The organism is Microbacterium sp. ARD31 (assembly GCF_031844425.1).
In genome coordinates, this window is the sequence record NZ_JAUZVE010000020.1 from 93,346 (window position 1) to 107,697 (window position 14,352).

11 protein-coding genes are annotated in these 14,352 nt (G+C 73.9%); 6 read left to right on the forward strand and 5 right to left on the reverse strand.

What is annotated here, in order from left to right:
* Positions 1–24: 24 nt before the first annotated feature.
* The 3 genes from Q9S36_RS31505 (at position 25) to Q9S36_RS31515 (ending at position 4,636) form a co-directional block, all read left to right on the forward strand.
* Complete coding sequence (locus Q9S36_RS31505; RefSeq protein ID WP_311288779.1) at positions 25–675, forward strand: response regulator transcription factor; 651 nt, start codon at positions 25–27, stop codon at positions 673–675.
* A gap of 96 nt (positions 676–771) precedes the next feature.
* Positions 772–3,075, forward strand: a complete 2,304-nt coding sequence (locus Q9S36_RS31510; RefSeq protein ID WP_311288780.1) for a DUF6351 family protein — start codon at positions 772–774, stop codon at positions 3,073–3,075.
* A gap of 151 nt (positions 3,076–3,226) precedes the next feature.
* On the forward strand, positions 3,227–4,636 hold the full coding sequence (locus tag Q9S36_RS31515) for an SDR family NAD(P)-dependent oxidoreductase (protein WP_311288833.1): 1,410 nt from the start codon (positions 3,227–3,229) through the stop codon (positions 4,634–4,636).
* A gap of 10 nt (positions 4,637–4,646) precedes the next feature.
* Here the strand turns inward: Q9S36_RS31515 and Q9S36_RS31520 are convergent, their stop codons facing one another.
* Complete coding sequence (locus tag Q9S36_RS31520; protein WP_311288781.1) at positions 4,647–5,288, reverse strand: response regulator transcription factor; 642 nt, start codon at positions 5,286–5,288, stop codon at positions 4,647–4,649.
* Positions 5,240–6,388 carry a sensor domain-containing protein gene (locus Q9S36_RS31525; RefSeq protein WP_311288782.1) on the reverse strand — a complete coding sequence of 383 codons (1,149 nt, stop codon included), beginning with the start codon at positions 6,386–6,388 and terminating at the stop codon, positions 5,240–5,242. Before Q9S36_RS31525 ends, Q9S36_RS31520 begins: the two co-directional genes overlap by 49 nt.
* A 142-nt stretch (positions 6,389–6,530) precedes the next feature.
* On the opposite strand from Q9S36_RS31525, the gene Q9S36_RS31530 reads away from it, so the two are divergent.
* From Q9S36_RS31530 to Q9S36_RS31540, 3 genes are all read left to right on the forward strand, one after another.
* Entirely contained in the window at positions 6,531–8,675 is a 2,145-nt protein-coding gene (locus Q9S36_RS31530) for an MMPL family transporter (protein WP_311288783.1), read from the forward strand.
* A gap of 169 nt (positions 8,676–8,844) precedes the next feature.
* On the forward strand, positions 8,845–9,717 hold the full coding sequence (locus Q9S36_RS31535) for a hypothetical protein (RefSeq protein ID WP_311288784.1): 873 nt from the start codon (positions 8,845–8,847) through the stop codon (positions 9,715–9,717).
* Between the two features lie 32 nt (positions 9,718–9,749).
* Complete coding sequence (locus tag Q9S36_RS31540) at positions 9,750–10,394, forward strand: hypothetical protein (protein WP_311288785.1); 645 nt, start codon at positions 9,750–9,752, stop codon at positions 10,392–10,394.
* A gap of 101 nt (positions 10,395–10,495) precedes the next feature.
* Here Q9S36_RS31540 and Q9S36_RS31545 read toward each other — a convergent pair whose 3' ends face one another.
* The 3 genes from Q9S36_RS31545 to Q9S36_RS31555 are packed head-to-tail and all read right to left on the reverse strand — an operon-like array spanning position 10,496 to position 14,345.
* Positions 10,496–10,810 (reverse strand): hypothetical protein, encoded by a 315-nt coding sequence (locus Q9S36_RS31545; RefSeq protein WP_311288786.1) that lies wholly within the window; start codon positions 10,808–10,810, stop codon positions 10,496–10,498.
* A 54-nt stretch (positions 10,811–10,864) separates the two neighbouring features.
* The gene (locus Q9S36_RS31550) at positions 10,865–12,055 is read right to left on the reverse strand and encodes a VWA domain-containing protein (protein WP_311288787.1); all 1,191 of its coding nucleotides are present in this window, start codon (positions 12,053–12,055) and stop codon (positions 10,865–10,867) included.
* Positions 12,039–14,345 (reverse strand): DUF5682 family protein, encoded by a 2,307-nt coding sequence (locus Q9S36_RS31555; protein ID WP_311288788.1) that lies wholly within the window; start codon positions 14,343–14,345, stop codon positions 12,039–12,041. The genes Q9S36_RS31550 and Q9S36_RS31555 overlap by 17 nt, the downstream gene beginning before the upstream one ends.
* Between the last annotated feature and the right edge of the window lie 7 nt (positions 14,346–14,352).

Here is a 14,352-nt window from a genome sequence, read left to right on the forward strand (position 1 = left end):
CACAAACTGACGTACCTTGAGCGCATGGTGATTCGAGTCGCGCTCGTCAATGACGACGAGGTCGTCGTGCGGGGCCTCGACGCGATGATGCGCAGCTACACGCACCGGGTCGAGGTGGTCGAGCTCGTCGCCGGGAAGCCGGTCGTCGCGCCTGTCGACGTGGCGCTCTACGACACCTTCGGGATGGGCCAGGGCAACGGCGAGGCGGTCAAGCGGCTCGTGGAGAGCCCGCAGGTCCGCACGGTGGCCGTCTACACCTGGAACTTCCAGCCCTGGCTGACCCGCGACACCCTCAACCAGGGCGTGCGCGGCTACCTCTCCAAGAGCCTGCCGGCCGCTCGCCTCGTCGACGCGCTCGGCGCGATCGCCGCCGGCCAGGTCGTGGTCTCCCCCTCGCGCGGGCGCTCCGCGCTCGTCGGCGGCGACTGGCCCGGCCGCGAGGAGGGGCTCACCGCCCGCGAGGCCGAGGTGCTCTCCCTCATCACGATGGGCCTGAGCAACCAGGACATCGCCGACCGCACGCTCCTCTCGCTCAACTCGATCAAGTCCTACATCCGCTCGGCCTACCGCAAGATCGACGTGGACTCCCGCTCGAAGGCGGTGCTCTGGGGCGTCGAGCACGGCATGCGCGCCGACCGGGTCCGGATCAACGGGTCGCCCGCGCGCGAGGCCTGACGCCTCTTCCTCCCGCGGTGGGCGCGGGAGTGACCGGCGAGTAACCACCTCGGTGTGAGGGTCGTTGCACCTCCTGAGCCCTCCAGGAGGTACGCCGTGCAGCCCATCGCCCGTCCCACCCGACCGACCGCCGCCTTCCTCGCGGTCGGCCTCGCCCTCGCGCTGCTGGCCGCGCTGCTCGTGGCCGCGGCGGAGCCCGGTTCCGCCGCGCCTGACAAGCCCGGCAAGGCCGGCAAGGCCGGCGCCGTACGCATCGAGGTGCTCTCCAACCGAGCCGACCTCGTTTCCGGCGGCGACGTGCTCGTGCGGATCACCGCACCGCGCAGGGCCGGGGCGCTGCGGGTGACGCTCGGGGGCAGGGACGTCTCCAGGACGTTCCGGAAGCGCTCGACCGCTCTGCTCACCGGGCTCCGCGAGGGGCGCAACGTCCTGGTCGCGACGGCGGCGGGGGCGAGGCGCGACCGCGTGGTGGTCACCAACCACCCGAACGGCGGGCCGGTGTTCAGCGGCCCCGTCGCGGCGGCGTACGACTGCCAGGACACGGCGACCGACGCGCTCTGCAACGAACCGGCCCGCTACTCCTTCCTCTACAAGCCCTCCGGGCAGAAGGCGCTGAAGCCCTACGACCCGGCGCAGCCTGCGTCCGACGTGGACACCGCCACCACCGACCAGGGCAAGAAGGTCCCGTTCATCGTGCGGCGCGAGGACGGCTACCAGGACCGCGACCGCTACGCCATCCTGACGCTGTTCACCCCCGGCACGCGGTGGAAGGCCTGGGACCCGCAGCGGCAGTGGAACCACAAGGTGCTCGTCACCCACGGCGGCGGGTGCGGGGCGAGCTACGCGCCGGCCGAGCCGCCGCTGGAGGACGCCTCCGGCACCCTCGACGCCATCCCCGTCCCGCTCGTCGACAGCTCGTACGTCGAGGCGCTCGGCCGCGGCTTCGCGGTGATGTCGACCGCGCTGGCGAACACCGGCCACAACTGCAACGTCGCCCACAACGCCGAGTCCCTGATGATGGCCAAGGAGCGGCTCGTCGAGCAGTACGGCACGATCCGCTACACGATCGGCACCGGCTGCAGCGGCGGGTCGGTCGCGCAGCACACCGTCGCGAACGCGTACCCGGGCATCTACCAAGGGCTCGTGACGACCTGCTCCTACCCGGACGTGATGAGCCCGGGCTCGCAGTTCGCCGACTACCACCTCATGCGCGCCTACTTCGAGGACCCGTCGGCGTGGGGGCCGGGCGTGGTCTGGTCGCCGACCCAGATGGCCGACGTCGAGGGCCACCTGACCCCGGTCAACGCGGTCACCGCCGACGAGGGGTTGTTCAGGAGCGCGATCAACCCGGAGCACGCGTGCCCGGGCGTGCCCGACCCGGTCCCCGGCGACCGGACGACCCGCTTCGACTCCGACAGCAACCCGGCCGGCGTGCGCTGCGACATCCTCACCCTGATGCGCAACCAGCTCGGTCCGCGCCCGGAGTCGGTGTGGAGCGCGCAGGAGAAGGCCGTCGGGGCCGGCTTCGCCGGGATGCCGTTCGGCAACACCGGCGTGCAGTACGGCCTCCACGCGCTGCTCGGCGGTCGGATCACGCCGGAGCAGTTCGTCGACCTCAACGAGAAGGTCGGCGGGCTCGACGTGAACGCCGACCCGGTCGCCGCGCGCACCGCGGGCGACCCGGCGTCCATCGCGAACGCCTACCGGACCGGGCTGCTCAACGAGTTCAGCAACACCAGCGAGGTCGCCATGATCAACCACGGCGGCCCCGACCCGGGCCTCGCGCACGACTACGCCCACTCGGTCTGGAGCCACCTCCGGCTGCAACGCTCGCAGGGGCACACCGACAACCGCGTCGAGTGGTTCGGCCCGACCCCGCTGCTCGGCGACGTGCGCTGGCCCGTCGAGGCGTTCGTCGCGATGGACCGCTGGCTGGCGGCGGTGGAGGAGGACGACCGACCCGTCCCGCTGGCGACGAAGATCGTGGAGGACAGGCCGGCGTCCCTGCAGGACCGCTGCCTGGCCGACGGCGTACCGGGTGTGGTGTGCCGCTCCGACATCGCGCGCACCAACCTGTCGACCCCGCGCCAGGAGGCCGGCGGCCCGGCGGCCAACGACGTGCTGGCCTGCCGGACCCAGCCGCTCGACCGCTCGTCGTACCGCCTCCCCGGCGGCCTGCCGGTGCTCTTCACCGACGCCCAGTGGGCGCGCCTGCAGGCGGTCTTCCCGACCGGCGTGTGCGACTGGGCGCTCCCCGGCATCGGCCAGGGGCCGGCGCAGACGTGGCTCGGCTACGGCACCGCGACCCGGGCGACGTACGGCGGCGCGGCGCTCGGCGCCGTGCCCCGCGGGTCGGGGCTGGGGTGGTTCGGGCGCTCGTTCCGCCCGATCTGGCGCTGATGGAGTTGGGGGTTCGAGCCCGTACCCTTCTCCGGTGAGTCAGCAGCACCAGCAGGTCCAGCAGGGCATCGACCCCGACAAGCTCGCCGTGGCCCTCGAGGTGCTGCGGGACGTGGCGACGCTCCCGCCGGACCACGACGACGTGCGCACGATGAAGCGGGCCGCGTCGTACATGTACAAGCTGATCAAGAAGCAGCGTCGCGCCGAGATCCGCCAGGAGCGGCACCAGCACGACCTCGACATCATCGCGAGGACCGCCACCGGCTCGCCGATGCGCATCGACGACGAGACCGCCGGCATCCCGCTCGTGTCGACCACCGTCGGCGCCTTCGCCGGCGAGCTGATCACCGCGCGGGGCTGCTACATCTGCAAGCAGGACTTCACCCTCGTCGACGCGTTCTACCACTGGCTGTGCCCGAGCTGCGCGGCGATGAGCCACGCCAAGCGCGACCAGCGCACCGACCTCACCGGCAAGCGCGCGCTGCTCACCGGCGGCCGCGCCAAGATCGGCATGTACATCGCGCTGCGGCTGCTGCGTGACGGTGCCCACACCACCATCACGACGCGCTTCCCCAAGGACGCCGTGCGCCGCTTCGCCGCGATGGAGGACGCGGGCGACTGGCTGCACCGGCTCAAGGTCGTCGGGATCGACCTGCGCGACCCGACCCAGGTCATCTCCCTGACCGACGACGTGGCCGCGGGCGGGCCGCTCGACATCATCATCAACAACGCGTGCCAGACCGTACGTCGCCTGCCGGGCGCGTACTCGCACCTCATCGACGGCGAGAACGCACCGCTGCCGACCGCGGAGTCGCTCGGCGTCCGGGCGCTCCCGGAGATGGTCACCTTCGACCGGATCTCCGAGGCGCACCCCGCGGCGATCGCGGGCGCGCTCTCCGACACCGCGGTCGCCCACCACGAGGGTGAGTCGGCCGAGCACGCGCTCGCCGCGCACAACGCGGCCTCGCTGACCGCCCTCGCCCTCAAGGCGGGCGGTGCCTCGCTCGACGCGCACCTGGCCGGTACGGCGATCGACGCCGGCGGCCTGATCCCCGACATCCAGGACAACAACTCCTGGACGCAGGTGCTCGACGAGGTCGACCCGCTGGAGCTCCTCGAGGTGCAGTTCTGCAACTCGATCGCACCGTTCCTCATCAACTCGCGGCTGCGGCCCGCGCTGCGCGCGGCCGTGGAGAACGGCGCGCGCCGCGCCTACATCGTCAACGTCTCCGCGATGGAGGGCCAGTTCGGGGGAAGGCGCTACAAGGGCGCCGGGCACCCGCACACCAACATGGCCAAGGCCGCGCTCAACATGATGACCCGGACCTCGTCCGGCGAGCTCTTCGAGACCGACCAGATCCTGATGACCGCGGTCGACACCGGCTGGATCACCGACGAGCGCCCCCACCACGAGAAGCTCCGGATCGCCGCCGAGGGCTGGCACGCGCCGCTCGACCTGGTGGACGGCGCGGCGCGGGTCTACGACCCGATCGTGCTCGGCGAGCAGGGCCAGGACCTCTACGGCTGCTTCCTGAAGGACTACCAGCCGGCGCCCTGGTGACGGGCGGGGCTCAGACCTCGAGCCAGGCGAGCACCGCCAGCACCCGGCGGTTGTCGTCGGGCGCGACGGGCAGGTCGAGCTTGGTGAAGATGCTGTTGGCGTGCTTGTCGACGGCCTTCGGGGTGATGAACAGGCGTGCCGCGATGGCGGCGTTGGACCGGCCCTCGGCCATCAGCGCGAGCACCTCGCGCTCACGCTCGGAGAGCCGGTCGACCGCGCGTGCCCGGGGGCGCGCCATGATCGTGGAGACCACCTCGGCGTCCAGCACGGTGCCGCCGCCTGCCACGCGTCGTACGGCGTCGACGAACTCGCGGATGTCGCCGACCCGGTCCTTGAGCAGGTAGCCGACGGCGCCGCCGCCGTCGGCGAGCAGCTCGCGGGCGTAGAGGTGCTCGACCCACTGCGAGAGCACCACCACCGGGAAACCGGGGCGTGCGGCGCGACAGGCGATCGCGGCCCGCAGCCCCTCGTCAGTGAGGGTGGGCGGGAGGCGTACGTCGAGGATGGCCGCCTCGGCGTCCGGGTCGGCCAGCGCGGCCTCGAGGTCGGGCGCGTTGTCGACGGCGTGGAGGATCGTGAAGTCGTGGGCCAGGAGGATCCGGGTCAGCCCGTCGCGGAGGAGGGCGTTGTCCTCGGCGAGGACGACTCGCACGGCACCTCCAGCGTGACCAGGGTGGGACCACCCGCGGGGCTCGAGACTCTCACGCTGCCGTCGAGCGCCGCCAGCCGCCGCGCCACCCCGCGCAGGCCGGTGCCGCCGGAGGGGTCGGCGCCGCCGCGACCGTCGTCGCCGACCACGACGACCAGCAGGTCGTCGTGCTGGCCGAGCTCGACCCACGCGTGCTCGGCCCCCGCGTGCTTGGCCACGTTGGCCAGGCACTCCAGCACCGCGAAGTAGACCGCGGTCTCGACCGGGGCCGACGGACGCTCGGGCAGCTCGCCGGTCACCGTGACCGGCACCGAGAGGTCGAGGGCGAGCGCCTGCACCGCGCCCGCCAGGCCGCGGTCGGCCAGCACAGGGGGGTGGATGCCGCGGACCACGTCGCGGATGTCGCCGAGGGCGGCACCGGTGGTCGTCGACGCCTCGGCGAGCAGCTCGCGCGCGGCTCCCGGGTCGCTCTCCATCAGCTCGCGCGCCAGACCGAGGTTCATCTGGAGGGCGACCAGCCGCGCCTGCGCGCCGTCGTGCAGGTCGCGCTCGATGCGGCGCAGCTCGGCCGCGGAGTCCTCGACCGTCTCGGCGCGGGTCTCGGTGAGCACCTGGACCCGCTCCTCGAGGAGCTCGTGGCTGCCGCGGCTCAGCAGGCGGGCATCGGCCACCGAGCGCAGCCGCATCAGCTGGGGGGTGGCGTACCACCAGAGCACCAGGGTGACGATGCCGACCATCAGCAGCACCACGACCAGTGACACCGCGAGCCCGACGCTGGCCGACACGAACGCCCAGGCCAGCTCGCGCCAGCTCATCGGGTCGCGGCCCCAGGTGGCCAGCCGCGCCAGCAGCGGCAGGTCGTCGTCCGGCAGGCGGTCGGCCGGCACGGGGTGGCCGAGGGTCGCGGCCGCCATGGCCCGGTGGCGGTCGGCGATCCAGCGCAGCAGGGGCAGCCCCACCAGCAGGACCGGGATGCCGATGACGAGCAGTGCGGTGCCTCCCCCGACGGCGACGAGCGTGGCCGCGAGGATCGTCGGCACGGCCAGCGCCACCTGGGCAAGGGCATGGCCGGTCAGCCGGAGGGTGCTCGGTCGCGGGGCCATGGCTCCATCCTGACCGATCGCCACCCCACCGGTCGGTGGGGTTTTCCCCACCTCCGACCGGGAGGTGCCACCCCTGCCGTGGGCGCCCGTCGCCGCAACCGTGGAGCCCGTACCGAGAACCCACACCGAACGGAGCACGGCCATGGCTGCCGACCTGATCACCCGGATCCCCCAGCGGGCGGCGCGCTGGAGCGCCGAGCACCCCTGGCGCGCGATCCTCACCTGGCTCGTCCTGGTCGTGGCGGCGACCAGCCTGGCCTTCCTGGTCCCCACGCACGAGGCGGAGCCCGCCGACTACCGCATCGGCCAGTCCGGTCGCGCGGAGGCGATGGCGGAGCGCGCCGGGCTCGACGCCCCCGACACCGAGCTCGTCCTGCTCAGCGGCGACCGGGCCGCGGTGCCCGGCGCCGCGCGCGAGGTCGCCCGCCGGATGGCCGACGTCGAGGGGGTCGGCGGGGTGTCGCCACCGGTGTGGAACGACGACCGCACCGCGATGCTGGTCTCGGTGGCGCTGACCGAGGGGGCCGACGACGTCGCCCCGCTGACGGAGGTGACCGACGCCGTCGCCGCCGAGCACCCGGGGCTCACGGTGCGCCAGACGGGCGGGCTCAGCCTGGACGAGGCGATCAACGACCGGGTCGCCGACGACCTGGCCTCGGCCGAGGTGATCAGCCTGCCGGTGACGCTGGTGCTGATGCTGCTGGCGTTCGGGGCGCTGATCGCCGCCGGCCTCCCGGTGCTGCTGGCCATGGGCAGCGTCGCGGCCACGATGGGCATCTCCGCGGCCGTCTCCCACGTCGTACCGGCGGAGCCGACGGTCGGCTCGATGATCGTGCTGATCGGCATGGCGGTGGGCGTGGACTACTCGCTGTTCTACCTCAAGCGCGAGCGCGAGGAGCGCGCCCGCGGGCGGAGCACGCTCGACGCGGTCGAGATCGCCGCCCAGACGTCCGGGCACTCCATCCTGGTCTCGGGCTTCGCCGTGGCGGCGGCCATGTCCGGGCTCTTCCTGGTCGACTTCGTCACCTTCACCTCGCTGGCCGTGGGCGCGATCATCGTGGTCGCGGTCGCGGTCGTCGGCTCGATCACCGTGCTGCCCGCCCTCCTGGTCAGGCTCGGCCGGTGGGTCGACCGGCCTCGGGTGCCGCTGCTGTGGCGCCTCAACCGCCGCATCGGCGCGGGCGGGATCAGCCGACGCATCCTCGCCCCGGTCGTACGACGTCCCGGGCTGGCGCTGGCCGGCTCGGTCGCCGCGGCGACGGCACTGGCCGTGCCGGCGCTCGGCATGACGATGCACGCCGCCAACCTCGAGACCCTGCCCACCGGCATCCCGGCGGTGCAGACGATGCGGGACGTCGCGGACGCCTTCCCCGGCGAGGGCACCACCGTCACGGTGCTCGCGGAGGGGACGGGATCGGCCGCGGCCCTGCGCGACCTGGCCTCGGACGCCACCGGCGACGGTGCGTTCACAGCCGTGCCGGAGGGACTCGCCACCTCCGAGGACGGCGGCACCTCGTCCCTCACCCTCGCACTGCCCTGGCCCGACTCCGACGACCGGACGGTCGAGGCGATCACCGACCTGCGCGAGTCGACCGCGCCGGCAGCGCTGGACGGCCTGGAGTGGGCCGTCGGCGGGGACGCCGCGTCCAACCTTGACTTCGACCAGCACCTGTCGGACTGGATGCCGGCGGTGATCGGGTTCGTCCTGCTGCTGACGCTGGTCATGATGGGCGTGGCCTTCCGCAGCGTGCCGCTGGCGCTGGTGTCGACCGCGCTCAACCTGGTGTCGGTCGGCGTGGCCTTCGGCGTGCTCACGCTCGTCTTCCAGCACGGCTGGCTCGAGGGCGCGCTCGGCTTCACCAGCCCGGGGTTCGTGATCGACTGGATCCCGCTCTTCGTGCTCGTGGTGCTCGTCGGGCTGTCGATGGACTACCACGTCTTCGTGACGGGACGGATCCGCGAGCTGGTCGGGCGCGGGCTGCCGACGCGGCTCGCGGTCGAGCGCGGCATCCGCGACAGCGCCTCGGTCGTCACCAGTGCCGCGGCGGTGATGGTCTCGGTGTTCGCGATCTTCGCGACGCTCAGCATGCTGGAGATGAAGATGATGGGCGTCGCGCTGTCGGTGGCGATCCTGCTCGACGCGACGATCATCCGGCTGGTCATGCTGCCCGCCGCGCTCGTGCTGCTCGGCGACCGGGTCTGGTGGCCGCGCCGCCCCGTCCACCCGACGGGTGAGGTCGTCGACGCCGGCACCGACCGGGAGCCGGAGCTCACCCCCGTCGCCTAGGCGCCGCTGGTTCACCACGGTATGTCGGCGAACCCGCACTTCCCTCGATCAGCTGACGCAGGGAAGTGCGGGTTCGACTGCATACCGTGATGAACCGTCAGTGCTGCGGGCTGACGCCTGCCCGCCTGTTCCACACCACCGCGGCTGGTGTCCGCCTATAGTCCGCGCTGTGCGCACCCTGACGCTCGCGGCCCTCGCCGCCGCCGCCGTCCTGTTCCCGGTCGCGGCTCCGGCCGCCGAGCCGAGCGAGGACTGGCGGGCCACCGCCTGCACCACGCTGCCCGACATGGGACCGTCGGGGCCGCCAGAGGCGGCCCAGGCGTCGGGACCTCCGGTCCTGCTGGCCAGCGACCGGGTCCCCGTCGACGGCCTGCCCGGCGTCATGGTCGGCGTCGACCGGCTCGACTTCTCGGGCGTCACCTGCGAGGTGCTCTACGTCGACGGGCCACTCCCGCGCGACGCCGTGCTGCACGTGGCGAGCAATCGCTGGTGCGCGGCGTTCGACCGGGCCCTGGACGGCGTGCCGCAAGCCGGGAGCAGGCTGTGCTCGGAGCTCGGGAGCCCGACGCGGCTCTACCGTCGCACGTGGCCCGGGACCCCGCGCGACACGCTGCCGGTGAGCGTCACCACGTTCCGGCCCCACGGGTCGGAGGTGCTCACGGCGCGCGACGACGTGCCGCGGAGCTGGGTCGGCAAGACCTTCACCACCGACCACACGGGTTCGACGTGGAAGGTGTCGATCGCCGGGACGGTCGGCGAGCGCCACGAGTTCGACCGCTCGCGTGCGACCGACCGCGCGGCGCAGGCGACGTACGAGCGGAGGGTCGCGCGGGCGGCGCGGACCTTCGAGCAGCGCACGGCACGGATCGCGGCCTCACACCGCTCGCTCGCCTGGAAGGCGTGGCAGCTCCAGGAAGCCCGCAAGGAGCGACGGTCGGCGTTGGCCGAGGCCCGTCAGGTGCGGCGCCTGGCCCTGCATGGGGTTCGGCTCGTGGTCCGCGACTTCTACGACTCGGCAGAGGGCACGCTGCCGGCAGCCTGACGGCACCTGCCGTTCGCTGGTTGACTGCCCGCATGAGCCTCGAGACCGCCGAAGAGTTCCACGCCCGGGTGGCTGCCGCGACCGACGCCGAGGGCCGGCTGCCGGTTGCGATCGAGGCGATGCCGGGGTGGGACATCTTCCCCTTCGAGCTCGAGGGCCTGCGGATCAAGCCCCTCGAGCCGCTGCTCGACGAGGAGCCGGCCCGACGCGGCGAGGACCCGGCCGACTGCCCGTGCGCGTCGCCCGCGACACCCGAGCAGGAGGCCCGCGTGGTGTGGAGCAACGAGCGCTGGGTGCTCGCCGACGCGGGGATGAAGCTGCCGGTGACCCTGATCCTCAAGCCGCGCGACCACCACGACCTCGCCGACCTGCCCGACGACCTCGCCTCGGAGATGGGCCGCCTGATGGTGGCCGTCACGGCTGCGGTCGAGAGCCTGCCGAGCGTCGGGCGCTGCCACGTCGGCCGCTACGGCGACGGCGGTGCCCACCTGCACCCCTTCTTCTTCGGCCGCCCGGCCCGGATGGCGCAGCTGCGCGGGTCGTGCGTGCTCGACTGGGAGGAGAACCTGCCCGACATCCCCGACGACGTACGCCGTGCCAACGCCGCGCACGTCGGCCACCGGCTCGTCGAGCGGCTCGGCGGCAGCGGTCCCGCCTGGGAGCTGCAGCCCGTCTGAGGCCGGGGGTGGCGGCACACCGCACGCCAAGGACCCCCAAGCGCGCAATCTGCCGCCACCCACCGACGGGCGTACGGCAGGGTCAGCCGGGGAGCGTCGGCTCAGTCGCAGGAGCCCCCGCCGTCACCGCCCCCGCCGTGACCACCGTCCGTGCCGAGGGCGCCGCTCCACCCGGCCGCGTGCACGGGCCGACGGCGTACGTCGGGGTTGCCCGGCACCAGGACCGCGTCGAGGCAGGCGGCCAGGACGACGACCAGCACGAACCAGGTGGCGGCGGTCGCGACGACGGCCGTGCGGCCACCGCCGGTGAGCAGCACCAGCGCCACGGCGAGCGTCACCACCACGGCCGACGCCGCGACGAACGTGAGCCAGGCCGTGCGGGCGTGGGGGGCGAGGCGACGCGTCAGGGTGCGCATGGCGTCAGTGTGCTCCTGCGCCGCCGCCACCGCCAGCACTCACCGGCAGGGGAGCTAGACGGGTCTCGTCGTCTCGTGGGTGGTGACCACGTCGTGGGCCGCCGCCCAATCGCCGATGTCGCGCTTCTCGATCGCGGCGGCCATCAGGTCGGGGAACAGGTCGGGGGTGCAGGCGAAGGACGGGACGCCGACCCCGGCGAGCGCGGCGGCGTGGTCGGCGTCGAACGACGGCTGGCCGGAGTCGCTCAGCGCGAGGAGGGCGATCATCGTCGCCCCGGACCCGACGACTGCGCGCGCCCGGCTGATCATCTCCTCGGCGATCCCGCCCTCGTAGAGGTCGCTGATGAGGACCAGCACGGTGTCCTCGGGCTGGGTGATCCTTCCCTGGCAATAAGCCAGCGCGCGGTTGATGTCGGTGCCGCCGCCGAGCTGGACGCCGAAGAGCACGTCGACCGGGTCGTCGATCTCGTCGGTGAGGTCGACCACCTCGGTGTCGAAGACCACCATGCGGGTGCTGACCGACCGGATCGAGGCGAGCACCGCGCCGAACACGGAGCTGTGGACGATCGACTCCGCCATCGACCCGGACTGGTCGATGCAGAGGATGATCTCGCGCTCGACCTGGGTGGATCGCCGCGCGTAGCCGACCAGCCGCTCGGGCACCACGGTGCGGTGCTCGGGCAGGTAGTGCTTGAGGTTCGCGGCGACCGTCCGTCGCCAGTCGACGTCGCGCATCCGCGGCCGGCGGGTGCGTGCCGACCGGTCCAGCGCGCCGGTCACCGCCTGCACGGTGCGCTGCCGGAGCCGCTCCTCGAGCTCGTCGGTGACCTGCCGCACGACGGCGCGGGCGGTCTCGCGCGAGTGCTCCGGGATCACCCGGCCCAACCCGATGAGCGTGCTGACCAGCCCGACGTCGGGCTGGACGGCGCGCATCATCTCCGGCTCGAGCAGCATCTGGCGCAGCCCCAGCCGCTGCATCGCGTCGCCCTGCATCACCTGCACGACCGAGGACGGGAAGTAGGTGCGGATGTCGCCGAGCCAGCGGGCGACGCGCGGCGAGGACCCGCCGAGGCCGGCCCTGCGCTCGCCGTCGTACAGCGCGGCGAGGGCGTCGTCGCGACGCGCGTCGGCCTCGGTCAGGGCGATGCCCTGCCCGTCGGCACCGGTGAGGCCGTCGGCCTCCTCGCCGCCGAGGACCAACCGCCAGCGGGTCAGCCGGTCGCGGCCCTCAGGCTGCTCCGTCACGGGACACCTCCTTCCAGCCGACGAGCCGCGCCACGGCCAGGACGGCGGGTCGCGCCTGCTCGAGGTCGATGCCCGTGGCTGCCACCGCCGCCTCGGCGCCGGTCCGGCCCAGTCGGGACACCTGCTCGCCGATGGTGCGCCGCTCGGCGGCGCTGAACTCGGCGAACGTACGCCGCACGAGTGGCAGCAGGTCCTCGAACTCATCCTCGCCCAGCCCGGCGACCCACGTGTCGACCAGCCCGAGGAGCGTCGCGTCGTGGACCAACAGCACCGCGTCGCCGGCGAGGAACCCGGCCAGCCACGCAGCGGCCTGGGGAGCGGAGGAGGCCAGGGACAGCCGGCGCCCCATCCGGTGGGCGGCGGTGTCGGGGTCGATCCGGCCGGCGTCCAGCAGGATCCGGGTCGCCCGGCCGGCCACCCCGCCGGCCACGTGGTCGGGGGCGGACACGGCCTCCAGGGCCTCGGCCCAGGCGCCGTCGAGCTCGGGGTCGGCGAGCAGCGCCAGCCCGCGCTGCGCCCCGGCGATCGCCGTGACCATCTCCGCGGCCGCCTCCTCGTCCAGGCTCGCGCAGGCCATGGGCAGGCCCACGCAGGCGCGGACGACCGTGGCCCCGAGCACGGTGCGCACCCGGGCGGTGTCGACGCCGCGCACGTCGCCGTAGCGGCAGGTGCGCGCGAGCGGTTCGACCGTGGCGAGCAGGGCAGGTACGTCGTGCTGGACCGCGGCGCGCGCGTCGAGGGCGTCGAGCACCGCCTCGACGCCGTCCGGCAGGTCGGCGGTGAGGCAGGTGGCGACCAGGTCGGCGAGCTCGGTCAGGTCGGCGGACCGCGCGGCCCGGTCGGCGGCCCGGACGGCCGCCGCAGCGGCGATCGTCGTGCCCCAGATGCCCGCCTCGACGAGGTCGACCGCGAGCTCGGGTCGCCACTCGAGGGTCCAGCTCTCCTTGAACGTGCCGGTGGTGCGGCCGGTGTCGGCGACCTCGCCCCAGGGCACGCCGAGGAGCTGGAGGCGGTGCAGCAGCACCGACCGTGCCAGCTGGCTCTCGCGCCGCAGGTCGAGGTCGACCTGCTGGACGGACGCGGTCGGCTTGAGGCGCAGCGACCGCTGCTGGCGGCTGAGGTCGGCCGCCAGCGGCACGACGGGGGCCGCCTCGGGCACCGTCCCGAGCTCCTCGCCCACCACCAGGCGCTGGTGGACGAGGTCGAGCGGCAGGCGCGACCCCTCGCAGAGCACCGTCTCGGCGGCGTCGTCGAGCTCGCTCAGCCCGACCGAGGGCCGCCCCCGCACGGTGGCCAGGGCCTCGGCGAGCCGCGCGGCCTCCACCACCGACGCCGTGGAGGCGTCCAGCCGCTCCTCGCGCAGCGTGCGCGCGACGCGGACCAGCCACGACGTGGCCAGGTCGCGCGGGTCGGGGTCGGGCCGGCTCAGGTGGTCGAAGAGGTGCTGGTACCACCCCGGTGCGCTCACCCCGGCGCCGTAGCCCGAGGCGTAGCTGAGCCGGGCGGCCGTCCACGGCGTCCAGGCGGCGGCCACCTTGGTCTTCGGCAGCCTGGTGATCAGGTCGCCGTCACGGCTGGCCGGCGGGAAGTCGGCGGGCACGAGCGCCGGGGCGTGCCAGGCCCCGCAGACCACCGCGATCCTCGCCTCCGGGGCGGCCTTGACCTCGGCCCGGAGCACCCGTCGCATCCACTGCTCGCGGCGTGCGTTGCTGCGCACCTCCGGGTCGTCGGCGGGACGGGTGTCGGCCGACCGGACCGCGCCCATCGCCTCACGGATCGCCGCGAAGCGCTCGGCCGGGGAACCGTGCCGCTGCTCGACGGCGTCCTCCCACCAGCGCTCGGCGTCGTCGTACCCGGCGGTCGCGGCGAGCGTGCCGATCGGGTCGAGGCGCTCGGCCGGGACCGGCTCGGCGACCGGCACGCCCTCCGCGTCCGGCTCGCCGGAGCCGGGCTCCGGCCCGTCCTGCTGCGCCAGCGCGAACGCGTGCGTCGCCGGCAGGTCGAGGAACCGCACGGGTACGTCGTGGGCGAGGGCCCAGCGGGCGGCGACCCACTCGGGCGAGAAGTGGGCGAGGGGGTAGAAGGTCGCCCGGCGCGGCTCCTCGACGGCGTACACGAGACCGGCGACCGGTGGCACCATGTCGGCCTCGCCCAGCAGGTCGACGATGGCGTCGAGCTCCGGGCAGCCCTCGATCAGGACGAGGTCCGGGGGCTGCTCCTCGAGCGCGGCCCGCACGGCCCGGGCGGAGCCGGGGCCGTGGTGGCGTACGCCGTAGACGTCGACAGGCATGGTGCGC